The 21,921-nt window shown below is 55.0% G+C and carries 19 protein-coding genes; 10 read left to right on the top strand and 9 right to left on the bottom strand.

The window, feature by feature from the left end:
• Positions 1 to 6: 6 nt before the first annotated feature.
• The 4 genes from C8N40_RS10555 (at position 7) to C8N40_RS10545 (ending at position 3,901) form a co-directional block, all read left to right on the top strand.
• Positions 7 to 912: an SDR family oxidoreductase gene (locus C8N40_RS10555; protein WP_108211726.1), complete on the top strand. Its 906-nt coding sequence runs from the start codon at positions 7 to 9 to the stop codon at positions 910 to 912.
• Between the two features lie 220 nt (positions 913 to 1,132).
• Positions 1,133 to 2,785, top strand: coding sequence for a sodium-dependent transporter (locus tag C8N40_RS10550; RefSeq protein WP_108211725.1), 1,653 nt, complete (start codon positions 1,133 to 1,135; stop codon positions 2,783 to 2,785).
• Between the two features lie 6 nt (positions 2,786 to 2,791).
• The gene (locus C8N40_RS22650) at positions 2,792 to 2,950 is read left to right on the top strand and encodes a hypothetical protein (RefSeq protein WP_170114078.1); all 159 of its coding nucleotides are present in this window, start codon (positions 2,792 to 2,794) and stop codon (positions 2,948 to 2,950) included.
• A 9-nt stretch (positions 2,951 to 2,959) separates the two neighbouring features.
• Positions 2,960 to 3,901: a ComEA family DNA-binding protein gene (locus tag C8N40_RS10545; protein ID WP_108211724.1), complete on the top strand. Its 942-nt coding sequence runs from the start codon at positions 2,960 to 2,962 to the stop codon at positions 3,899 to 3,901.
• 988 nt (positions 3,902 to 4,889) lie between these two features.
• Here the strand turns inward: C8N40_RS10545 and C8N40_RS10535 are convergent.
• From C8N40_RS10535 to C8N40_RS10520, 4 genes are all read right to left on the bottom strand, one after another.
• The gene (locus C8N40_RS10535; RefSeq protein WP_108211722.1) at positions 4,890 to 5,729 is read right to left on the bottom strand and encodes a class I SAM-dependent methyltransferase; all 840 of its coding nucleotides are present in this window, start codon (positions 5,727 to 5,729) and stop codon (positions 4,890 to 4,892) included.
• Between the two features lie 45 nt (positions 5,730 to 5,774).
• A complete protein-coding gene (locus C8N40_RS10530; protein ID WP_108211721.1) occupies positions 5,775 to 6,254 on the bottom strand; it encodes an NUDIX hydrolase in 480 nt (159 codons plus the stop codon).
• Between the two features lie 52 nt (positions 6,255 to 6,306).
• Positions 6,307 to 7,395 carry an alpha/beta fold hydrolase gene (locus C8N40_RS10525; protein WP_245905069.1) on the bottom strand — a complete coding sequence of 363 codons (1,089 nt, stop codon included), beginning with the start codon at positions 7,393 to 7,395 and terminating at the stop codon, positions 6,307 to 6,309.
• A gap of 154 nt (positions 7,396 to 7,549) precedes the next feature.
• The gene (locus C8N40_RS10520; protein ID WP_108211720.1) at positions 7,550 to 8,317 is read right to left on the bottom strand and encodes a hypothetical protein; all 768 of its coding nucleotides are present in this window, start codon (positions 8,315 to 8,317) and stop codon (positions 7,550 to 7,552) included.
• Between the two features lie 144 nt (positions 8,318 to 8,461).
• Here C8N40_RS10520 and C8N40_RS10515 point away from each other — a divergent pair, with 144 nt between their 5' ends.
• Positions 8,462 to 8,917 carry a GNAT family N-acetyltransferase gene (locus C8N40_RS10515; protein WP_108211719.1) on the top strand — a complete coding sequence of 152 codons (456 nt, stop codon included), beginning with the start codon at positions 8,462 to 8,464 and terminating at the stop codon, positions 8,915 to 8,917.
• A gap of 21 nt (positions 8,918 to 8,938) precedes the next feature.
• Complete coding sequence (locus C8N40_RS10510) at positions 8,939 to 12,898, top strand: AAA domain-containing protein (protein WP_108211718.1); 3,960 nt, start codon at positions 8,939 to 8,941, stop codon at positions 12,896 to 12,898.
• On the opposite strand, the gene C8N40_RS10505 is transcribed toward C8N40_RS10510, so the two are convergent.
• Positions 12,876 to 14,027, bottom strand: coding sequence for a toxin-antitoxin system YwqK family antitoxin (locus C8N40_RS10505; protein ID WP_146173549.1), 1,152 nt, complete (start codon positions 14,025 to 14,027; stop codon positions 12,876 to 12,878). The two genes, C8N40_RS10510 and C8N40_RS10505, sit on opposite strands and share 23 nt — an antisense overlap.
• A gap of 286 nt (positions 14,028 to 14,313) precedes the next feature.
• Here C8N40_RS10505 and C8N40_RS10500 point away from each other — a divergent pair, with 286 nt between their 5' ends.
• A complete protein-coding gene (locus tag C8N40_RS10500; protein ID WP_108211716.1) occupies positions 14,314 to 15,156 on the top strand; it encodes an SdiA-regulated/phytase-like domain-containing protein in 843 nt (280 codons plus the stop codon).
• 98 nt (positions 15,157 to 15,254) lie between these two features.
• Positions 15,255 to 16,130, top strand: a complete 876-nt coding sequence (locus tag C8N40_RS10495) for an SDR family oxidoreductase (RefSeq protein ID WP_108211715.1) — start codon at positions 15,255 to 15,257, stop codon at positions 16,128 to 16,130.
• A 92-nt stretch (positions 16,131 to 16,222) separates the two neighbouring features.
• On the opposite strand, the gene C8N40_RS10490 is transcribed toward C8N40_RS10495, so the two are convergent.
• Positions 16,223 to 17,722 carry a hypothetical protein gene (locus C8N40_RS10490; RefSeq protein WP_108211714.1) on the bottom strand — a complete coding sequence of 500 codons (1,500 nt, stop codon included), beginning with the start codon at positions 17,720 to 17,722 and terminating at the stop codon, positions 16,223 to 16,225.
• Between C8N40_RS10490 and C8N40_RS10485 the strand changes: the two genes are divergently transcribed.
• Positions 17,721 to 17,987, top strand: coding sequence for a hypothetical protein (locus C8N40_RS10485; RefSeq protein WP_108211713.1), 267 nt, complete (start codon positions 17,721 to 17,723; stop codon positions 17,985 to 17,987). The genes C8N40_RS10490 and C8N40_RS10485 overlap by 2 nt on opposite strands.
• A 463-nt stretch (positions 17,988 to 18,450) precedes the next feature.
• Entirely contained in the window at positions 18,451 to 18,642 is a 192-nt protein-coding gene (locus C8N40_RS10480; RefSeq protein WP_092102008.1) for a cold-shock protein, read from the top strand.
• A gap of 70 nt (positions 18,643 to 18,712) precedes the next feature.
• Here the strand turns inward: C8N40_RS10480 and C8N40_RS10475 are convergent, their stop codons facing one another.
• The 3 genes from C8N40_RS10475 to C8N40_RS10465 all read right to left on the bottom strand — a co-directional run bounded on the left by C8N40_RS10475 (position 18,713) and on the right by C8N40_RS10465 (position 21,883).
• Positions 18,713 to 19,810 carry an endonuclease/exonuclease/phosphatase family protein gene (locus tag C8N40_RS10475; protein WP_108211712.1) on the bottom strand — a complete coding sequence of 366 codons (1,098 nt, stop codon included), beginning with the start codon at positions 19,808 to 19,810 and terminating at the stop codon, positions 18,713 to 18,715.
• 182 nt (positions 19,811 to 19,992) lie between these two features.
• A complete protein-coding gene (locus C8N40_RS10470; protein ID WP_108211711.1) occupies positions 19,993 to 20,475 on the bottom strand; it encodes a gliding motility lipoprotein GldH in 483 nt (160 codons plus the stop codon).
• Positions 20,468 to 21,883 (bottom strand): PSP1 domain-containing protein, encoded by a 1,416-nt coding sequence (locus C8N40_RS10465; protein WP_108211710.1) that lies wholly within the window; start codon positions 21,881 to 21,883, stop codon positions 20,468 to 20,470. Before C8N40_RS10465 ends, C8N40_RS10470 begins: the two co-directional genes overlap by 8 nt.
• Between the last annotated feature and the right edge of the window lie 38 nt (positions 21,884 to 21,921).

Raw genomic sequence — 21,921 nt, 5'->3', positions numbered from 1 at the left:
CACCCCATGAAACGCATACTTATAACAGGCTCTAACGGGCTGCTGGGCCAGAAACTGGCCGAACTACTGCTGCCAAAGCAGGATGTCGAGCTGCTAGCCACCAGCCGCGGCGAAAACAAACTGGCTGAACTGTACCCCACGCTGCCGTTCCGGAGTATGGACGTAACCAACGCCGAGCAGGTAGAGCAGGTGGTAAGCGAGTTCCGCCCCACGCACATCATCCATACCGCCGCCATGACCAATGTGGACCAGTGCGAGAACGACCGCGAGGGCGCCCTGCTGCTGAACCGCGATGCCGTGCAGTACCTGGTAAATGCCTGCGAAAAGTATAACGTGCACCTCATTCATGTAAGCACTGACTTTATCTTTGACGGGGAGAATGGCCCCTACGACGAAGCAGCTGAAGGCAAACCGGTGAACTTCTATGGCGAGACTAAGCTGATGGCCGAGGAAATCGTGAAGCAGGCCAAATGCAAGTGGGCTATACTTCGCACCGTGCTGGTGTACGGCGTGGTGAACGACCAAGGCCGCACCAACATCGTGCTTTGGGTGCGCGACAGCCTGCAGGCGGGCAAGGTGATAAAGGTGGTGACCGACCAGTTCCGAACACCAACGCTGGCCGAGGATTTAGCCATGGGCTGCTGGCTGGCCGCCGAGAAAGACGCCGAGGGTATCTTCCACATCTCCGGCTCAGAGATGCTCACCCCGTACGACATGGCCCTGCAGGTAGCCGATTACTTTGGCCTGGACAAATCCCTGATAGAGAAAGCTGACGGTAGTACTTTCTCCCAGCCTGCCAAGCGTCCTGCCCGAACCGGCTTTATTATCCGAAAGGCTGAGACTGAGCTGGGCTATCGCCCGCATACTTTCGCCGAGGGCATTCGCATGGTAGCTGAGCAGGCGGCTGACTAACACCGCAGTACTTCTGGTATATGGCTGCCAGCCTGCCAATGGCCTACATGCTGGCAGCCATCACTTTAAATATATATGATTCTCTATGCACTATCAGAAGCTTTATATATATTGTGCCTTTAAATTCAATTAACATAGCCGATACGATACCTTACAACACCTTATTTTTAATACTATCACCTTAGCAAACTAAACTAACTAAACACTTCTACCTTACTTTATGAGTGCGAACAAAGAATCCTGGGGCTCGCGCGTAGGCCTGATCCTGGCGATGGCGGGTAATGCCGTAGGCCTTGGAAATTTCCTGCGCTTCCCGGTGCAGGCGGTGCAAAATGGCGGTGGCGCCTTTATTATCCCTTACCTTGTCTGTTTTTTGGTGATGGGCATTCCGCTGCTCTGGATTGAGTGGTCGATGGGCCGCTTCGGGGGGCGCTTCGGAAACCACTCCACCCCTTACATTGTGGATACCATGGGCAAGCACCGCCTCTGGAAATACATTGGCGTGTTCGGTATCTGGACCAACATCGCCGTGGCCGCTTACTACTGCTACCTCGAGTCCTGGACGCTTTCTTACGTGTTCCACTCTATCCTGGGAACATTCAATGGCCTTGACCAGGAAGGCGTAGCATCTTTCTTCGACACTTACGTTAGCATCGGCGACTCTACCTTGGGCATTCCTTATGAGGCGGTAGTATTTTACCTGCTCTGCCTGCTGCTCAACACCTGGATTCTGTCCAAAGGCCTGTCAGGGGGTGTGGAGCGTGTGGCCAAAATCGGTATGCCTTTGCTGATTGTGTTCGGTATGTTCCTGGCTTACAAAGGCTTTACCATTAAGGCTGGAGAGGCGGGCGCCTCGTTTGATAGCGCCGTGGGCCTTAACTTCCTGTGGACGCCGGACTATACCCAGTTGTGGTCGCCAACGGTCTGGCTGGCAGCTGCCGGGCAGATCTTCTTTACCCTCTCAGTGGGGATGGGCACCATCCATTGCTATGCCTCTTACGTGCGCTCCAAAGATGATATTGCGCTGAACGCCATGTCGGCGGGCTGGATGAACGAGTTCGTGGAAGTGGTGCTGGGAGCCTCTATCCTTATCCCTATTTCCATCGGTTACCTGGGCATCGACCGCGTGACGGAACTGGTGCAGCAGGGCGGCCTGGGGCTGGCCTTTAAAACACTGCCGTTCCTGTTCACGCAGTGGGGCGAGGTGCTGGGCGCCATTGCCGGTGTGATGTGGTTTGGCCTGCTGTTCTTTGCGGGTATCACCTCCTCGCTGGCCATGGGTACGCCCTGGATCGGTTTCCTGCAGGACGAGTTTAACTGGAGGCGCAAGCCGGCTGCCTGGTCTTTCGGCCTGATCGTTTTGATACTGGGCATGCCAACGGTGCTTTTCTTCCACTACGGCGTGTTTGACGAGTACGATTACTGGGCCGGCACGGTGTCGCTGGTGGTGTTTGCCCTCGTCGAGACCATCCTGTTTGCCTGGGTATTCGGTATGGACAGAGGCTGGCGCGAGATCAACTCCGGAGCCGACATCAAGGTGCCGGACATCTACAAGTATATTATTAAGTTCGTAACGCCGGTGCTGCTGCTGTGGGTATTCATTGGCTCGCTGGTAACACCGAAGGGTGGCGACTGGGGCAAGGCGCTTTCCGGGGACTGGGTGCTGGACGACAGCTCCATCATCAACAAGATTAAGAACTCCAGCCTGAAGCGCCAACTGGCAGAGGCCACCGACCCAGCCGTAATAGAGCAGCTGCAGGAAACGCTGTTCTTTGTCAACGCCTCGCGTATCCTGCTGATATCCGTGTTTCTGGGCATAGCGGCTTTGGTTTACATGGCGTATAAAAAAAGAGTTAGAGAAGGAAGAATTTAGGAAACTATGAACACATCTGCGCTTGTTGTGATGCTCGGAACCATGCTGTTGGTTACCGGCCTGATGATATACTTTTTCACGCGCGTGCTGAATGCGCCGCCTAAACCCGAGCCGGACTCATACCTCGACAACGACGATGACCCGGACCGGCAGGCGACACCGTAACGTCTATAGATGAACAAATTAAAGCACTGGATACGTAGGAACTTTGGCTTTTCGCAGCGCGAGGTAAATGCGTTTCTGGTGCTACTCACCTTACTGGTGCTGCTATTGGCAGCACCTTTTCTTTTAGGCAGGATGTATACTTCGGATCCCGGATTTACCACTGCCCAGGACCGCCAGCTGCTTGATAGCCTGGTGGCGCAGCTGGAGGCAGCGCAGCCGGAGCGGGAATCGAAGTATAAAGTGGCTACGGTAGCACTGCGGCCCTTTAACCCCAACCAGCTCTCGCTGGAGGAGTGGCAGGCTTTCGGTTTGCCGAAGTACCTGGCGCAGCGCATCCTCAATTACCGCAGCAAAGTAGGCGACCTGACCTACAAGGCCGAGCTGGGCCGCATTTACGGTATGCCGGATTCTGTTTTCCAGCGGCTGCATCCCTACATCGAGCTGCCCGTAGAGCGCCCCTCCAAGTATAACAGGCGTCCAGAAAGTATGGCTTCCTCGCGGCCCTCGCCTCAACCGGAATGGCATACCAAAAAACGCGAGCGGTTTATACTTGCCCCCTTCAACATCAACACCGCCGACACCACACAACTGAAGCAAATCCGGGGTATTGGCAGCAAACTATCGGCTCGCATCGTGAAGTATAGAAATGGCCTGGGTGGTTTCCATAGCATGGAGCAGCTGCGTGAGGTGTACGGCCTGCAGCCCGAGGTGGTGGATAGCCTGCACAAGTATACTTTCGTGCCGAAAAGCAACACGCTGCAGCAACTAAGTATAAACGCCGCCACCGCCGATGAACTGCGGAGCCATCCCTATATTACCCCCAATGTAGCCCGCGCCATCGTAGCCTACCGGGAGCAGCACGGGAAGTATGAACAACTGGAAGACGTGCGGCAGGTGAAGCTGGTAACGGCGGAACTGTATGAAAAGATAAGGCCGTATCTGGCGTTGTAGGGGGGAGCCTAAGGGCTTGCTTTCATCCTGTCCTTGCCCAAGTATAAATTTTTCCAGCTATCCAGCTTTTGCAGTACCGGGCCCAACCACCCCTGCCCCTCCTTAGCTAAGGAGGGGAGCCTGCTAATGTTTTGGCCGAAGTATAAGTTTTATAGCTGCTGTTCTCGCACGGACAGGTCGCGACCTGTCCCTACAAAGTATGGGACTCAGCAAATGATTACACCCCTATTGAGCTTTGCTCGCAAGTTTCGAACTCTCGTTCTCACTTGTCCTCAAGGGGACAGTTTATACTAACTTCACTCTTTTTATACTTACTTCACTCTTTGTCATCTCGAGCAGGGCGAGAGATCTATCGAAAATCCTAAAGAGATCTCTCCCAAAGGTCGAGATGACAGCAAGGGCAGCAGCTATCGACCTTATCCCAGCCTTTGGGTTGAGCGCCTTGTAGATTTCCGGTGCCGCCTTAGCGGCATTGCGACCGAAGGGTAGCAAAGGAAATGTACACCGCGCGATGCCCGAAGGCGAGGCCTCCCGGCCTAGGAGGGCAGAAAGTCAGCGATGCAACGTTAGGTTTGTGGGAACTAGAGGATGAGCGGCAGCTACTAAGGATAGCTTGGTTCCAGTGGCAGGAAGCAGCGGCTAGGAAAGTATAAAGTATAGGTTGGCAAGTATAAAAGTATAGCCAAAGTATAGGCATGGCTTTTCAAGCCAGTTGGGTTGCAAGCTTAACGCCATAGTGAGGCACAGGTTGCAAACCCGCGCCAGCAATTAGGAGGAGAAGCAGCGGCTATGGAAGTAAATCCTAAGTATAGGAAGGCACAAGCGGACGCTTGCGCCAGCAGGAGCTATGAAGTATTAACAGGTAAGTATAGAAGTATAAACAACGCTTACTTAACCACAATCAAATCCCAGAGAAGGAAAGTCATTAAATAAAACACCCTCCCCTATAACTGGGGAGGGTGTTTTATCCAACAGCCAGTTACCCTACCTAAGACGTAAAAGCCTTTGCTTGTACAAACGTGTAGAAAAACACTGCATTCGGGCTCTTCGCCACCACCTGCATCTCCTCCTTCACCTTATCAGCCACTTCTGCATCCACGTAACCGGCTTCCAGCAGCTGCGGCAGGCCGCTTAGGAGCAGCTCCGTCCAGTAGGCGATCATCTCGGCGCGCTTGGCCGGGTTGCGGTTGTCGAGGTGGTAGGTTTTTGTTTCGGTGGTAATGCGCTTGTAGCCCACCGACTGCAGCAGGTTTCCGAGCTTGGCACCCACAAACGGGTCGCCGCCCATATCATACTGCAAATCGTTGAAGCGCATCCAATACTGCAGCACGCTCGGCGAGTATGGCTCCACGAAGAAACTGGAGTTGAGCACCTCGGTAATCACAACCGGGCTGCCCGGCTTCAGCACACGCCGCACTTCTGAGAGCACCCTGGCCGGCTCCGGAATATGCTCCAGCACCCAGCACAGGAAGGCTCCGTCAAAATCAGCTTGGGAGGTGAAGCTCATGTCCATGGCGTTTTCTTGCTTCAGCTCATACCTATCGGTGGCATACGGGATGGTAGCGAGGAACTTGCCCGCCTGCGTGATCTGCCTCTCCGAGTAATCGATGCCCGTCAGGTGCAGGTGCGGAAAGCGACGGAGCAGGATTTCGGACTGAGCCCCCACGCCGCAGCCTACCTCCAGCAGCTTGGTAACGGTAGAATAATCAATATCCGAGTAAATCTTGTTCTCCATGAACCTGGCCTGCTTGTAGAGGCGCTGCTGCTCCTCCGGCGAGTAGCCGTGCAGGTATTTTTCTTCGGATGATTCTTTTGATGCTGTTGTCATTTCGTCTTGATTAAAATGAGCTATTGTAAAGACTGGTTTGCGAACTTACAAAGTTATACTTTCCAGCAAGGCCTTTGCCTTTTCCACCACCTGCCGTTCGGTTTTAAACGATAACATGTGGGTTGCCTCCTCCAGCGGCACCCAGCGGGCCTCGTTCACCTCCCAGTCATGGTCGTTGATGTTGCCGGAAGCATAGCGCAGCAGGAAGAAGTGCACGAACTTATGGAAGCGCACCCGCTGCTTGCCCTTGTCTCCTACATACCAGTATTCGATGGTGTCCAGCTTCTGGATAAGTTCAGCGTTTATGCCCGCTTCTTCGCGCACCTCGCGTACTGCAGTGGCCTCGGGTGTTTCGCCGGCGTCCACAATGCCTTTGGGCAGCTGCCAGCGCTGCTGCGGCCCTACCGAGATGAGCGCCACCTCCACGCCCGCCTCACCCTTCCGAAAAGCCACCCCGCCTGAGGAAACCTGGTCTACCGTAGGAAGCTTGGGCTTGGGCTGATGGGAATCGGCTTGTGTGGGCATCGGTTAAAGTATAAATGTGTAAACTTTATACTTGATGTACCGGTGCAAAGGTTTACCTGGTCTGCGTTACGGCTGGCTGCGGCTGCGGTTTCTGCTGGTCGTTGAGCCAGAGCAGGGTCGAGTTATAAGCCATGTCGTGCACGCCCACGTACAGCACCAGCCTCACGTTGTTGGACTGGCGGCTAAACACCACCTCCGGGTCCGATGCGCCAAAGTATGGCTCTTCGGCCTGGCCCTGCAGGCTCTCCGGCAAGGCCTGTTCCTTTACGATGTAGTCCATGTCTGCCTTGGAGATGGTATCGGAGGGAGCCGCTAAAATATTGAAGGCGCGGATGGAGTGGCTCGGCGGCACGAGCAAATCGTTTATGCCGTGGGCCAGAAAGATGGGCACCTCCTTGGCCTGATGAATCTGGGTGCTGGGGCTGCGGCGCTTGCCTTCGGCCTCAGCAGGTGTTCCGGGCAGGGGCTCGCCTCCCAGCGCCGCCACAATCTGGCTGTTATACTTGCGGTGCGGGTAGTAAAGGTTAAATTCAAACCACTCCGGAATGTCGAACACCGGCACCCAGGCCACCACGCCTGCCCACAGGTCGGGGTGGCGGCTGGCGGTGACCAGCGCCGTCATGGCCCCACCCGAGGAGCCTACCAGGTACACGCGCGAGGAGTCGATGTTGGCATGCTGCATGGCATAGTCCACCGCATCCACAATGTCCTGAATGGCTACATCCGAGGCCATGGCCTCTGGCTGCTCAAAAACGCCACGGTAGTTAGGCTGGATAAAGGCCCAGTCATACTTCTCGGCCCAGAGCGCAAAGGGGATGGAGGGCACCTGCAAATACCCGCTGCTCCAGCTGTGCAGCAGCACCAGCAGCGGCTTCTTGCGGGTAGACTTCGACTCGTAGAACAGCGCCGGCTCCACCTTGCCATCCATCGTGGATTTTACCTGCACCACCTCAATATCCTTCAGCTCCTTTTTCCAGTCATCCAGGCTTTCGTCACCCACGTTGCCGGGGTATTGCTTGGTGGTGGTGTAGCCCTCCAGGGGGGCGATAGGGGGAATGGGTTTGTCTCTGTGGCAGGACGAGAGCACAAGGCACAACAGCACCGGGAGCAGAAGTATAACCGGGTGTGAGTTTATCTTCATTCTGGATGGTTTATGGAGCAAAGGTATGATTTAGCAGTAATAAATGAATTTGGCTATACTTTTAGAAGAACTGCATCTTACTAAAAATGTTGCATTGCGCCAATACGGATCGGCAGTATCAGGAGAAAAATAACTAGCCCTAAAACCTAACGACCTACTGCGCTGCTGCGTCTGTTTCCTGATGCCCTAGCTCAAGACCGGTTTGGGAGAGCAGGTATGCCACGATGGCCTCATACTTTTCCTGGCTCACCTCATGAAAATTGCGCGACGTGTCCCAGACCCTGCCGTCGGAGAAGCGGATTTTGTAATGCGGTTCTTCCACTGCCTCGCCCTTTGAGTTGCGTTTGTACGCATAGTGCGTAACCGACTCGATTTGCTGCATCGTGTACACCTGTGGTGTGAGCGAGTCAAAATCATCGATAATAATTTTATTGCCTTTTATCTCTTTGTACCAGCCCAGGCCCAGCACGGATACCACCACTCCGGCAAGCAGGCAGCCCCTGCCCAGAAACCGCACCACCCTATAGCCGTCAAAGCCATACTTGCGGTTGGTGTACTCCAGGTACACTGGGTACTCTTCCTTCAGCATCAGGCGGTAGAGCAATTCCATTGGCGGCATCAGTAAGCCGATGCCAAAGCACATGCCGGGCGCCAGCCAGAAAGATGCCGGCGGGTAAATGGCAAAGTCTGCCTCCCGGCCCCGGAAGTATACTTGCTGCACATCGTTGCCCAACAGGTAGAAAACGTAACAGATAACGCCTGTAATGAAGAAAAGCGGGATAAGGGAGAAGACCTCGTAGATTTTATACTTGTACTCCTTTACCAGCAGCAGCTTATCATAGTCTTTAACTGGCTTTGGTTTGCTGGGGAACAGCAGGGGCAGCAGCAGGAAAACAAGCGAGAATAAAACAGAGCCAAGCATGTAAGTGACTGATTAAGGGGAGGCAAGATACCTTTTTGCCACGGTATTTATATGCCAACTCCCATTATTTCCTGCTAACTTGCTTTGTTGGCTTAGACTTTCCGCCGACTTCTTTCGTTTACGAGGCAGTAACCGCTTTTGACCATGCAGCACACACAGCCACAGCAGCAAATTTACAAGGCCGCTCCCGAGGATTTTACAGCCTTGGCGGAAGTATGGGAGGCCTCAGTGCGGGCCACGCATCACTTTTTGTCGGAAGCGGACATTCAATTCTATAAACCCCTGGTGCGCGACGAGTACCTGAAGCTGGTAGAAGTGTACTACGTGCGGGACGCGAAAGGTCAGATAGCCGGATTTGTAGGCACTGCCGACAGAAAGGTAGAGATGTTGTTTATCCACCCGGAGCGCCGTGGGGAGGGCATTGGCAAAAAACTGTTGCAGTACGCCGTGCAGGAGCTGCAGGCAAGCGCTGTGGACGTGAACGAGCAGAATGAGCAGGCGGTAGGGTTTTACGAGCACTTTGGCTTCCGCACCATTAGCCGCTCCGAACTGGACAGCATGGGCAAGCCTTACCCAATCCTGCACATGCAGCTGCCTTAAGCCCAAGAAGTACAGTACCCGATGAAAGATATCCTCAAACACTATAGACGCAGGCTTCTCAACCTCGGCTCCGGCAACAGGGCCCTGGTCTTGCTGCGCCTGTACCGGGAACTGCACCTGGACGTGGAGGCGCTGGACTTTGTGAACGGCAAGCCTGCCTTTGAGGTGCTGGAAAAGCTGCTGAGCGGAAAGAAAAGAATCCCCCTGAGCCCTTACGCCGACAGCCGCCATGCGCCCGTGGCTGCGGTAAGCCGCCGCCTGCGGTTTATCAAGCGCAAGGCCGAGATGATTTTTGAGGAGCGCGGCAGCCGCGAGTTATACTTGGGATGGCCTTTTGTGCATGGCAAGTTCTCGGATGGCACGGCCGTGCGGAGCCCCTTGCTGTTTTTTCCGGTGAAGCTGCAGGTAAACGCGGCGCAGGAGTGGGAGCTGCAACCCGACGAGGCGCAGCCGGCGCAGTTTAACCAGAGCTTTCTGCTGGCCTACGCGCACTACATGGGCACCCCGCTGGCCGAGGAGTTGCTGGAACTGGACCTGAGCACCCTGCCCCAACACCCGTTGGAGTTCCGCACCAAAGTATACGAGCTCCTGAAAGAGCAGCAGCTAAGTATAAACGCCGGTCGTGAGTTCTTTGGCGATAAGCTCAAGCGCTTTACGGACTATAAAAAAGCCGATTACGAGGCCGAGTATAAACCGGGGCAGCTGGAGCTGGAGCAAGAGGCAGTACTGGGCATCTTCCCGCAGGCAGCCTCCTATTTACTAACGGATTACGACGAGCTGCTGGAGCAAGGGGAGCTGCAGGAGATGGAGCAGTTGTTCGGCACGCCCGAGGAAAGTATGACCTTGAGCACGCAGGCGCAGCACACCTTCACGGCCTTTGCCCTGGATGCGGCGCAGGAGGCGGCGCTGCAGGCGGTAAAGCAGGGGCAGTCGGTGGTGGTGCAGGGGCCGCCGGGCACGGGCAAATCGCAGCTCATCTGTAACCTGGTGTCGGACTTTACGGCCAGGGGCAAGAAGGTGCTGGTGGTGAGCCAGAAACGCGCCGCCCTGGACGTGGTGCACCAGCGGCTTTCGCGGCAGGGGCTGGGTGCTTTCGCCGCCCTCGTGCACGACATCAACGCCGACCGCAAAGCCATTTTCAACCAGCTGCGCGAACAGATAGACCGGCTGGACGAGTATAAAAAGCAGAACCTGGCGCTCAACAGCATCTACACCGACCGCACGTTTCTGGAAGTGAGCCGTGGCATCAACAAAAACCTGGAGAAGCTGCAAGCTTTCAAAACCGCCCTCTTCGACATGAGCCGCTGCGGCTGGTCGCCCAAAGAGTTATACTTGCGCAGCAGCCTGCAACAACCGCACATCCCGCTCACGCCATACTTTAAAAACCTGACAGCCGAGACCGTAACGGAGTTTCTGCCGCGCCTGCGCCAGTATTTAGAGAAAGCCATTCCCTGGCAAAAGGAGGAGTTTGTGTGGAAGGAGCGCCGCAGTATGGAAAGCTATACTTTCCAGGAGCGGCAGGAGCTGGCGCGGGTCATCGAAGCCTTGCCGGAGGAGTACGCCAACCTGCAACAAAGTATAAACGACCTGAGCGGCTATCCGTTCTCACTGGAGGAATTGCCTACCTATACTTCCGCCTTAGCGGAAATTACCCGGCTGCAGGAGCTGCTGGGGCAGGAGGAGGTAGAGCACGCGCTTTGGCCCTTGCTGCAGCAACAGGCAGAGCCGAAGGAGCTACAGCAGCAGGTGCTGCAACTAAAGGAATTATACTTAGTTTGCCCGGCGCCGGACGCGGCCATTGCCACAGAGGATTTGGTTTCGGTTAAATCTGCCGTAGCCAGGTATGAGGAGCAGCAAAAGCAGCTATTGGGCCGCCTAACCTGGGCCTTTGCCCCCGAGAAGCAGCTGCTGAAAAAGGCGCTGGCCAAGTATAAGCTGGAGCTGGATGCGGCGGGTGTGGGCGAGCTGCAGCGGCGCCTGGAGCTGCGCCAGCAAGCCGTGGATCTGATGCAGGGCATCAACCAACAGATAAAATTGGGCCTGAAGATTACCCAGCATCCCAGCGAGGTACTGCAAAAGCTAAAGGCCTTGGAGGACGCCATCCAGGCCCACAAGCTGCTGCGCCAGTTGCACCAGGAGCAGGTGCTGCACGAAAAGCTGTTGAGTTTGGTGCAGCTGCCCGAGCACTTGCAGGCGCTCTCGCAAAGTATAAACGAGGCTGAAACAAAGTATAAACATTGGCTGCAATGGCTCACAGAAGGGCAAATCTCACGGCTCATAAAGGACGAAAAGTATCAACAAGACCTGCTAGAGGAGCTGCCGGAGGTGTTTGAGCCCTTGGTGGCTTTTGACGCCTTGCTGACCTCCTTCACCGGACCGGAGCGAAAGGTAGCCGAGCTGCTGCTGGAGCAACCTATCAAAACGGCCGAGGAGGGCGAGGCGCTCTTGCTCAACAGCCTCTACCTGGCCTGGCTGCACGAGCTGGAGGGGCGGCATCCGGAGCTACGCATGCCCAGTAACGGTGAATTGGAACGGCTGGAGGAAGAGCTGCAGTTACTCTTGCAGCAAAAGCAGGAGCTAAGCCAGGAAATCGTGCTGTCGCGGCTCAGGGAACAGGCGTACAAGGACATCGAGCTCAACCGCTTGGGTAACCCGGTCACTTACCGCCGCCTGCATGCGCAGGTGAGCAAAAAGCGCAGCCTCTACCCGCTGCGTAAGCTGTTTTCCTTGTTCTCTGAAGAGATGCTGGACCTGGTGCCTTGTTGGCTGGCTTCGCCCGAGACGGTGTCGGCGGTGTTGCCGCTGGAGCGGTGTTTTGACCTGGTGATTTTTGACGAGGCCTCGCAGTGTTATGCCGAAACCGGCATCCCGGCCATGCTGCGCGGCAAGCAGGTGGTGGTGGCCGGCGACGCGCAGCAGCTCAAGCCCTCCGACATTTACCGTGCCCGCTGGAACGGAGCGGAGGGCGAGGATGAAGTGGAGGAGCTGTCGGCCGAATCCTTGCTGGAGTTATGCGGTTTATACTTGCCGCAGACCATGCTTACCCAGCACTACCGCAGCCGCTATCCCGAGCTTATCGAGTTCTCCAACCGCTACTTCTACCAAAACAAGCTGGAGCTGATACCCGAGCTGCAGGACGCGAACGCGCGTCAGCCGGCCATCACCTTTGTAAAGGTGCACGGACTATGGCAGGATAACCAGAACCTAGCCGAGGCGCAGCGCGTGGTGGAGTTGGTGCTACAGTACCTGCAGGCCGGGCAGGAAGAGCTGGGCGTGATTACCTTCAACTACAACCAGCAGATGCTGGTGCAGGACCTGCTGGAGGAAGCGGCCCAGCAGCAAAACATCACCATACCCACTACGGTGCTGGTGAAGAACATCGAGAACATCCAGGGTGATGAAAAGGAGGTAATCATCCTGTCGGTGGGCTACGCGCCAGACGATAAGGGTAAAATGGCCATGCAGTTCGGCAGCCTAAACCAGAGCGGGGGCGAGAACCGATTGAACGTGGCTGTAACCCGCGCCAAGCAACAGGTGGTGGTCGTCAGCAGCATCCGGGCAGAGCAGCTGCAGGTGGAGCATAACACGCACGCCGGGCCAAAGCTCCTGAAAGAGTACCTGCACTATGCGCAGCAGGTCAGCCGCCGCTATTTTGAGTATGAGCCGAAGCAGGAAAGCATACCGCCGCAGGTGCCGCTGCTAAAAGAACTACTCGCCCAACAGGTACCGCACCTAAAGCCCGAAGTCCCCTTCGCCGACCTGACAGTGGTAAAGGAATCAACCTACCAGGGCGTGGTGCTCACCGACGACGACTTATACTTCAGCGCCCTCTCGGTTCGCCACACGCATGCCGATATTCCGCTACTGCTGCGCCAGCGCCACTGGCCCTACAAGCGCATTTACAGCCGCCAATTTTGGGAAAAACCCGGGGAAGTTATAGAGCGAGAGCGTTTGGGAGTTATAAAGCCTGAGGTTGAGTAAGCCTGATGGGGAGAAACTGGTAGTTGAAACTGTATACCCCTTCGTAAAACTTAAACGAGATTTTAAACCCTTGGCGGATAGGTTTGCCATCAGCAAGAGCCGGTTCTAACGCAGGAAGCTTGGCCAGCACTCTCATCAAACCGGTTGCAATTTTATCGCTAAAAGCAATTTTGTATCGGAAGTTTACCAGCTTTCCTTCTTCGGATACCTCTCCTTCTAGGTGAAGCTCGTTCTCATAAGGCTTTAAGTCAATATTGCGTAGGTAGGCACCAACAGCTTTTTTGATTTCTTCGTTGTACCCACCCGGACCGTGTTTATATTGAACGCCCACAATTTGCGTGCGAGCTGGGACATGGCAAGGAGTTGAGGAAATAAGCATGTCCTGGGCCGTTAGAAAAGGCAGTATCGCTTTATCAAACCATACGATGCGGGAGGCGTCGGTATAGCTGCCAAGCGGGCCGGTCCCTTTCAGAAATTTGCCATTCTTAAACTTCTCAGTGGCCATCGTTTTGTTAGACCTGTCAAGATGCGAGGTGGCTACCCAAGTGCCGTCGGGGTTGCCTTCTAGAAGCTTTCCTGTCCAGATAATTAAGCCTTGGCGTGCCTGGTAGTTTCCGGTGCCGTTGTCTACCACTTTAGCGCCGTCCTCATTCCAGGCCTCTTTTACGGTAAGCCGTCCGTCTGCTGCCGTAAACGTTAACTTGGGATTGCCGGAGTCGTAAAACAGCTGCCACTCCCCGTCGGGCTGCCCTTCTTTATAGCTGCCGCGGGCTTGCAGCTTGCCGTTAAGGTAGTAAGAGACAAAGCTTCCGTGTATTAGGCCGTTAGCGTTGTAAAAGCCTTCTGCCAGTACCAAGCTTGTGTCCTGGCGGCTGATGTCTTTAAATTTACCGTAGAAAAAACGCTGCTGCATGTTATAGCGCGCCTGCCTTGTTATCAGGGCGCAACTGTCCTCTGTCAGATGATAGTTAGCGTTAAAAGGAATGTGGAGGCTGTCGCTTCCAACTCTCTTAAGCGAGATGGTTCGTTGAAGCGGATTTTGTGCAAGTGAGTTAAAAGCAAGAGGTAAAAGAAACAGGCAAAGTAAATTTATTCTCATAGAAAGCGTTAGGTGAACTATAGGCTGCAAAGAAAGTAAATATTCAGATATTGTTATTAATAACAGGGCTGCTTGGAAAGGGGGCAGAATGTTAGAAAGCTGTTAGGCCTGCTAAACTATACTTTCCTGCATGGGTGGGCGCTTGCGCTGGAGATGTTTTAAATAGAGAATCGGACGGCTGCGCAGGAGCTGAATACTTTTATACTTTCCATACTTTAACCCGTACAAACTTTCTAACTTTTTAACCTTCTGGCTTTCTAACTTTCTAACTGAACTCTTTAACTCCCAAACCCTCTAACTCTCTAACTCCCAAGCCTTGCTCTACAAAGTCTTCACTGCTTACATCTACCTACAAACCCTCTTCTGCGGCTGCGGACCCGACAGGCGCGGCGGCGGTTTCGAGAAGCCGGATTTTACCTATAAACTGGAGCGGGTGGCGCGGCTGGACAAGCAGATACAGGAAAGCTCCGGCCTGGCCCACGCCCCCGACAGCACCTTCTGGACGCACGGCGACGGCGGCACGCCTGCCGAATTGTACCGGGTTAATCTGAGTGGCGAACTGCTGCAAACATTGCCGCTGGAGCTGCAGAACCGTGATTGGGAAGATTTGGCTGAGAGCGAGGACCACGTATACATCGGCGACTTCGGCAACAATGCGAATAAGCGGAAAGATCTGCAAATCCACATCCTGAGTAGGCAAAACCATACGTTGGAAGGTACTTTATACTTCTCTTTTGAGGACCAGACCGCCTTTCCGCCGGATAAAAACAACCTGCACTTCGACCTGGAGGCCTTTTTCTATCACCAGGATTCGCTCTACCTCTTCACCAAGAGCAGGGGCAAAGACAAGCAACTCAAGCTTTATACTTTGCCCGCCAAGCCCGGCACCGCTGTGGCCAGGCTGCAGGAGCAGCTGCCCGTCAAGGCCATGACTACCTCTGCTGCCCTCTCCCCGGACCAGCGCCAGTTTGCCATACTTGGTTACGGCAAAGTATACTTGTTTGAGGTTCAAAACGGCAACATCAACCTCAGCGGTAAACACTACTGCCTGAAGGTAGGCAGAACCGGGCAGGCCGAGGCCATCCTTTATACTTCAAATAACCAACTCCTCCTCACCAACGAAAACGGCAAGGTATTCCGGCTCTCGCTTAGGAGGTAAGGCTGCCGGGAAAGTATAAATACATATGGCTGGCAACATTTACCAATCAACAACCTGTTTTCAGCCGTAGTAGGAGTATACTACATCAGAATAAAACTATGCACACAACAATATTAGTAACAGGTGCTACAGGCACAGTCGGGCGCGAGGTGGTAAAGCAACTCTCCATGCTGGATGGCGACATACGGGTGAGGGCCGGGGTGCACTCTATTATTAAAGGCGAGAACCTGAAACGCCTGCCGGGTGTGGAGATCGTGGAGATGGACTTTGAGGATCCCGATTCTTTGCATGCCGCCTTTACGCACGTGGACAAAGTGTTCCTGCTCACCCCATTTGCCCTGGACCAGGTACAAATGGCTAAAACACTGGTAGATGAAGCCAAGAAGGCAGGCGTAAAGCACATCGTGAAGCTATCCGTTATCGGGGCCGATGCCAAACCAGGCCTGCAACTAGGCCAATGGCACCGCGAGGTGGAGCAGTACCTCGAGGACAGCGGCATCAGCTATACTTTCCTGCGACCTATCACCTTTATGCAAAACTACGTGAACTATAACGCAGAAAGTATAAAGGAGGAGGGCAGGTTCTATGGTGCCACCGGGGATGGAAAGATGAGCCTGGTTGACGCCCGCGACATTGCCGCCGTAGCAGTAGAAGCGCTAACCGGCGAGGGCCACGAAGGCAAGGCATATGACATAACCGGTCCGGAGGCGCTGTCCAATTACGAGGTGGCGCAACTGCTAAGCGAGGTAACTGGCAAACAGGTAGACTACATTGACCTAACGGAAGCCGCCATAAAGCAGGGGATGACCGGCACCGGCATGCCCGACGCTATGGCTAATGCCATGGTGGAGCTTTACACGCTGCAAAAGGAAGGCAAGCTTACCCAAACCACTGACACGGTGGAGAAAATCGTGGGCCGTAAGCCGCACACCATGCGCCAGTTTCTGCAAGACCACCGGGATTGCTTTGTGTAAGATTTATACTTTAACGGAGCATCATAACTGTAAAAATAAAAATCCCCTCCTGAAAGTATCAGGAGGGGATTTTTATGCTGGTTTAGCTATTGCTATTCATCCAGGTTACGGTAACGGTCGCTGCGGCGTGTCTGGAACTGATCTCTGTCAGAGTCGTCCTGGTTGCGGAAGTTCTCACGCGAGCTTGAGCCACGGTTATCGCTGTAGTACGATGTTCTGCTGTCCATGGACCCATAGCGGCTCTCGTCTCCGCCGTAGCCTCCCTGGCCATACCCGCCGGCAGTATAGCCGCTCTGCCCGTAACGGCCGGAGTCGCCTTGGCTAGAGCCACTGCCCATGCCGCTTCTTGACGAGCCCCCGTAGCCGCCCTGCATGCCGCTGCCTGAGCCGTACCCATAGCCACCGCTCATGCCGCTGCTATAGTTGCTGTCGCCGTAGCCGCCTCTGTCTCTATCGGAAGAGGACCTGCCGTAAGAGGAAGACGAGCCATAGCTGCCGCCTCTGCCGTAGTCCTGCTGGCCGTAGTCGCTGCCCTGAGAGCCATAGCGGCCGGAGCGATACTCATCGTTATAAGAGCCGCCTCTGGAGCCATAGCCTCCCTGGCTGCCGTAGCCGCCCTGCATAGAGCTCTGGGAATCCCAGCCGCGCTGAGAGCCGCGGTCGTCTCTGTCGTACTCGCTCATGCCTCTGCTGGAGCCATAGCCCATAGAACCGTAGCGGTCTCTGTCGCCGTAGCCGCCCTGCATACCGCTGCTGCCTCTGCCCGACATGCCTGAGTTGGAACCATAGCCCCCCTGGCTGCTGCCATAGCCGCTCTGCTGTCCGTAGCCCATGCGCTGGCCATAGTCGCCCTGGCCGTAGCTCTGCTGATGGCCCTGGCCGCTGCTTTGGCCGTAGCCGCCGCTTCTGCCTGATGATCCTGACATGCCGGAGCCGTAGCTACCGCTGCCCTGGCTGCCTTGCATGCCACGCTCCTGCGAGGAAGAGCCGTAGCCACCCTGCGAGCCGTAACGGCCCTGGCTGCCGTAGCCGCCCATGCCGCTCTGCTGGTTGTAGCGGCCCATGCCGCCCTGGTCGTTCATCACACCGTAGCCACCCTGGAAGTCGCCTTCACGGTCCTGGTAGCCGCCCTGCATGCCGCCGCGGCTGCCGTACATATCGCTGGAGTACTGGTCCTGGGAGCGCATGCGGTTGCCTTCCATGCCGCCCTGGTTGCCATAGTTATAGCCTCCCTGAGAGCCCCAGCCTCCTTGCTGGGAGGCGCCATAACTGCCTTGCGATCCATAACCACCCTGGGAGCCCTGGCTGCCGTAGTTGCTCTGCGAGCCGTAATCGCCCTGGTAACCGTAGCCGCTCTGGCCTCCGTAATTACCGTGCTGCGACCCGTACCCATAGCCCCCCTGGCTGCCGTACCCTTGCTGGCCCCTGTTCCAGTCTTGGCCTTGGCCCTGGTTCTGGCTATTCCAGTCCTGGTTCATGCCCTGGCCGGAGCCTTGGAAACTCTGCGAAGAGCCGCTCGACATGGAGCCATAGTTGCCCTGGTCGGAGAGGTTTCTGTTGCGGTCTGATGACGTATCGGAGCTGCCTGACATGGAATCAGTGCTGCCGGATTTACCTGATGTGCTGCTGGTGGACTTGCCTTCTTTTTTGGAGGTAGAGCCAGACTTGGCTTTTGTAGTAGAAGACTTGCTGGTTGAGCCGGTTGTCTTGCTGGAAGAGCTGCCGCTCTTAGGGGTGGAGCTGGAGCTGCCTGTTGTAGTGGAGCTGCCGCTCGATGTGCCGGACATGCTGCCCGATGAGCTGGAAGAGCTTGGTGTCATGCTGCTGGAGGAGCTGCCTGACAGGTTGGAATTCTGATCCGTGCTCTGATTTTTCTCAGTGTCTTTCATAGTTCTGTTCTCCTAGAGTTTATAGTTGACGTTAAATAAGTTTGTTTCCCTCCCTGTCTTGCACTGCTCCAACACCGTCGGGAGTAAAAATCCGGCGCTGGATTTATGTTGCCGTTACCCTTAAAGTTTCCGTGATAATAGCGGTTTTCAAGTGTAACAGAACGTTTTAGCTATACGAACCATAGGGCACATGGTTATTACTATATCGATGTGCATTCTTTCTGAGGCCGCAGGTTTTAGCCGGGGCAACGGCAGGGGAAAAGCCGCCGCCCGTCAGGGGCAGCGCAAAGTATAAGGCCACTAAGCAGACTGGTAGGAGCAGGGAAAGGCTAAGTGCCTGATGATGTTTTTGTTGTTTATTTAGTCGAATACTTGCTAGGAATCCGGAAGTTATACTTACCTTTGCTCATATTTATTAATTATTTATTCTAATGAAGACAGGTAAAGTAAAATTCTTCAATGTATCAAAAGGTTTCGGTTTTATCGTTGATGATGAGACGAATCAGGACATCTTCGTGCACCAGACTGGTCTGACGCATGAGGTTCGTGAGAACGACCGTGTATCTTACGAGCTTAAAGATGGTAAAAAAGGTCTGAACGCTATCAACGTAGAGAGAATCTAAGTATAGCTGCCAATAGCCGCAAGGCATTGTAAAAGTCTTTTGCCCGCCCAGGTTTGCCTGGGCGGGTTTTTTATTTGGCGCGGGGACCGTTTTGCTTTTCCTGGCTGCGCTCTTCTCCTTTCTCCAAACCTTCCTGTATCAGCTCATTGGCCTCCTGCTTATCCTCCTGGTCGGCCCGCGGGTGCTCCTGCTCGTGCTCCCGGTGCGGTTCATAGTTTAGCGTCACCAGCATCGGGAAGTGGTCTGAGCCAAACGCAGGCAGGCGCCGCAAACTCACCAGCCGGAAGGCCGGGTCGTAAAACACGTGGTCCAGGGGGTAGCGGAAGATGGGGATGTGGGCATTGTAGGTGTTGTAAAAGCCCCGGCCCACGCGCGGGTCAATCAAACCGCTTATCTCCTTAAACAGCTTCGTCGTATTAGACCAGGCCACATCGTTCAGGTCGCCGGCCACCACGGCAGGGTGGGACACTTTTTTAGCCTGCTTGGCCACCAGCAGCAACTCTGCCTCGCGGGTCTCAGTGTTCAGCATCAGGCGCGGTGGCTGCGGGTGCACCGTAAACAGGCTGAACTTATCGCCGGAGGGCAGCTCTACGCAAGTATAAAACGAGGGAATGTCGTCCTCCACCATAAACCTGATTTCGGATTCGTGCAGTTTCAGTTTGCTCCAGAAGAGCATGCCGTAGGTGTTGTCCAGCGGCTTTTTGATAGAGTAGGGGTAGTGCTTGTCGAGCACTTTACACACATGGTCGTGCCAGGCCTGGTCAGGCTCGTTCATGATCAGCATGTCAGGGTGTACTTCCTGTACAAGCTTTAGAAACCTGTCATACTCCCGGTTCACCATCCGCACGTTGGAGATCATCATCGTGAAGGCATTGGCCGGTGTCTTGTGTTCAGTGCGCAGCGCCTCCACCTTTACCAGTGGCGTGAAGTGGATGATAAAGCGCAGCTCGTTGACCAGGGCAACCACCCATACCAGCAGCATCAGGCCATCGCCAATATCCTGCACGCCATACAGGGCGGCATAGGCCACCAGTACCAGCGTGAGCAGAATAGCTATGTGCAGTCGCGGGAAATCGAGTATCCGTATCCACCAAAGGGGCGATGATATAAGGGGAAGAAAGGAGAAAAGGGAGAAAACAAACCCAAGTATGATTAAAGTATTTTGCATCCGAGTTAGGAGTTCTTTAGTGCAGGTGTTTTTGCATTACTTTGTTTGGCAAATATAAGTTGCCGACGCTATCTCTTACGTGATAGGGATGCGGGTGGTAGGTGTAAAGTGGGGTATAAAAGCACAATCGCCCCGGCTTAGCCAGTATAGGCGCCGGGGCGATTGTGTTTCTGCTGGAGTGTTTACTCGGCTTCTGAGCTGGTGGCTACACGCACGCCAACCGCCAGTATATGGGGCAGGGGGTCGCGGCGCATGTACTGCGTCAGGCGGAGCTTGTATATGCCCTGTTTAGGGAACTTAATGTTATCGAGGGCAAGCGCCTGCAGGTCGTAGATATCGCTGGATCCGTTGCCGAGCGGTTTGCCCGTCTTGGAGTCCATCAGCAGCACCTCGTGCAGTTTCGAGGAGACCTGTACGCTATCGGGGCCGTAGAGCTGGTGCCTTAAGTATAGGTTATAATAGTCATACTTCAGGTTGTAGCGCACGTTGAAGTATACATCGTATACCTGGGTCGTATCCTTTATCTCGAACTCGAAAACAGGCGCGTTGTCTATTTGCCAGTTGCCTTGCGGCAAGTCAATGTTCTGCTCATATACCCGGGCAGGGTCGCAGGCGGAGAGCAGCAGCACGAGTGCTGCTGCCCACATCCATACTGTTTTATGCATCAGTGCGTGGTGGTTTATTGCCTTGGTCCTGTTTTTTGCCTCTGAAAGGCTTGCGTGAGCGCTTCCGTGGCTTTTGGTCGCCGCCCTGTTGCGGCTGGCCGCCTGCCTCTGGTGCCCCCTCAGCTGCCGGGGGCACAGCCCTTGGCTCGCGCTTCTCGCGGCGCTCCCTGGGTTCGCGTGGCTCTCTTGCCGCCGGCGCATTGTCACGGGGCTCACCGCCTTCCTGGGCCGCTTTGTTTTTGTTTCGGTTGCGGGGCGGGCGTTGGCGGCGAGCGCGCTGCTCTCCCTGCTCGGCCGTGGCTGGCGCCTGCGCTTGCGGCCGTTCCTGCCTTTCCTTGTTCGGTGGCTGTGCCTCTGCTACCTTTTCCTGCTGCGGCTGTGCCTGCTCAGGAGTAGCGGCGCCGCCCGATTTTTTCTTTTTCTTCTTTTTCTTCTTTTTAGACTTGAACTTGTCGTCGAGGCGCTCCAGGCTGCCCTCCACCTGCGACACAAACTCGTTCTGATTCGGCACTTCTTCCGGCTCAACCAATAAAGTCTCTACCACAACGCCTTTCGCGTTCTGCTCGAGTATCTCCTGCACGCGCTCTACCGGCACAGGATACCAGTTATTGTCGCCCCTGTAGCCAAACCACATCATGCGTTTGAAGATGTCGGTTTTCTGAAGGATGGCGTCTCCCTGTTGCGTCTGCAAAGGCCGGTTTACAGTCGGGATATCTTTCAGGGCCTCCATGTAAGTTTCCAGCTCGTAGTTGAGGCAGCACTTGAGGCGCCCGCACTGGCCGCTCAGTTTGCTGGGGTTCAGCGAGAGGTTCTGGTAGCGCGCCGCCGTGGTGGAAACGCTTTTGAAATCGGTCAGCCAGGTAGAACAGCACAGTTCGCGGCCGCAGGAACCGATACCGCCCAGGCGCCCTGCCTCGTGGCGGAGGCTTATCTGGCGCATCTCGATGCGGATCTTGAACTCTTCGGCCAGCTTCTTAATCAGATCGCGGAAGTCCACGCGATCATCGGCAGAGTAGTAAAAAGTGGCCTTGCTTCTGTCGGCCTGGTACTCCACATCCGAAAGCTTCATCTTCAGGCCAAGTTGCTGGATTATCTCGCGGCTGCGGTACATGGTGGTGCCTTCCTGGTCGCGGGCCTCGTTAAACTTCTCCATGTCGCGCTCCGTGGCGATGCGGTAGATGCTGCGGATTTCCTCATTATTATCCACTTTCTTTTTAAGCATCTGCAGGCGCACGAGCTCCCCCTTCAGCGACACAAAGCCAATGTGATGGCCGTTGGGCACATCCACGACCACGGCGTCGCCGGTGGTCAGGTCCAGCCGGTTTATATTACGAAAGAAGTCTTTCCGACCTCCCTTGAATCTTATCTCTACAATATCGAACTCCTCAAACGACGTTGGAATATCCATGTCGCTGAGCCAGTCGAAGACGTTTAAACGGTTACAGC

Source organism: Pontibacter mucosus, from assembly GCF_003054055.1.
GTDB lineage: Bacteria > Bacteroidota > Bacteroidia > Cytophagales > Hymenobacteraceae > Pontibacter > Pontibacter mucosus.
This window is presented reverse-complemented; position numbering and strand designations above follow the sequence as displayed.

What these genes read in the sequence shown, in the direction of transcription:
- C8N40_RS10520 (WP_108211720.1), bottom strand. Translation starts at nt 8,317, where the DNA reads ATGCTTGGCTCTGTTTTATTCTCGCTTGTTTTCCTGCTGCTGCCCCTG.
- C8N40_RS10465 (WP_108211710.1), bottom strand. Translation starts at nt 21,883, where the DNA reads ATGGATATTCCAACGTCGTTTGAGGAGTTCGATATTGTAGAGATAAGA.
- C8N40_RS10545 (WP_108211724.1), top strand. Translation starts at nt 2,960, where the DNA reads ATGAACAAATTAAAGCACTGGATACGTAGGAACTTTGGCTTTTCGCAG.
- C8N40_RS22650 (WP_170114078.1), top strand. Translation starts at nt 2,792, where the DNA reads ATGAACACATCTGCGCTTGTTGTGATGCTCGGAACCATGCTGTTGGTT.
- C8N40_RS10470 (WP_108211711.1), bottom strand. Translation starts at nt 20,475, where the DNA reads ATGCATAAAACAGTATGGATGTGGGCAGCAGCACTCGTGCTGCTGCTC.
- C8N40_RS10495 (WP_108211715.1), top strand. Translation starts at nt 15,255, where the DNA reads ATGCACACAACAATATTAGTAACAGGTGCTACAGGCACAGTCGGGCGC.
- C8N40_RS10480 (WP_092102008.1), top strand. Translation starts at nt 18,451, where the DNA reads ATGAAGACAGGTAAAGTAAAATTCTTCAATGTATCAAAAGGTTTCGGT.
- C8N40_RS10525 (WP_245905069.1), bottom strand. Translation starts at nt 7,395, where the DNA reads ATGAAGATAAACTCACACCCGGTTATACTTCTGCTCCCGGTGCTGTTG.
- C8N40_RS10550 (WP_108211725.1), top strand. Translation starts at nt 1,133, where the DNA reads ATGAGTGCGAACAAAGAATCCTGGGGCTCGCGCGTAGGCCTGATCCTG.
- C8N40_RS10475 (WP_108211712.1), bottom strand. Translation starts at nt 19,810, where the DNA reads ATGCAAAATACTTTAATCATACTTGGGTTTGTTTTCTCCCTTTTCTCC.
- C8N40_RS10555 (WP_108211726.1), top strand. Translation starts at nt 7, where the DNA reads ATGAAACGCATACTTATAACAGGCTCTAACGGGCTGCTGGGCCAGAAA.
- C8N40_RS10485 (WP_108211713.1), top strand. Translation starts at nt 17,721, where the DNA reads ATGGAATCAGTGCTGCCGGATTTACCTGATGTGCTGCTGGTGGACTTG.
- C8N40_RS10510 (WP_108211718.1), top strand. Translation starts at nt 8,939, where the DNA reads ATGAAAGATATCCTCAAACACTATAGACGCAGGCTTCTCAACCTCGGC.
- C8N40_RS10515 (WP_108211719.1), top strand. Translation starts at nt 8,462, where the DNA reads ATGCAGCACACACAGCCACAGCAGCAAATTTACAAGGCCGCTCCCGAG.
- C8N40_RS10530 (WP_108211721.1), bottom strand. Translation starts at nt 6,254, where the DNA reads ATGCCCACACAAGCCGATTCCCATCAGCCCAAGCCCAAGCTTCCTACG.
- C8N40_RS10490 (WP_108211714.1), bottom strand. Translation starts at nt 17,722, where the DNA reads ATGTCAGGCAGCTCCGATACGTCATCAGACCGCAACAGAAACCTCTCC.
- C8N40_RS10535 (WP_108211722.1), bottom strand. Translation starts at nt 5,729, where the DNA reads ATGACAACAGCATCAAAAGAATCATCCGAAGAAAAATACCTGCACGGC.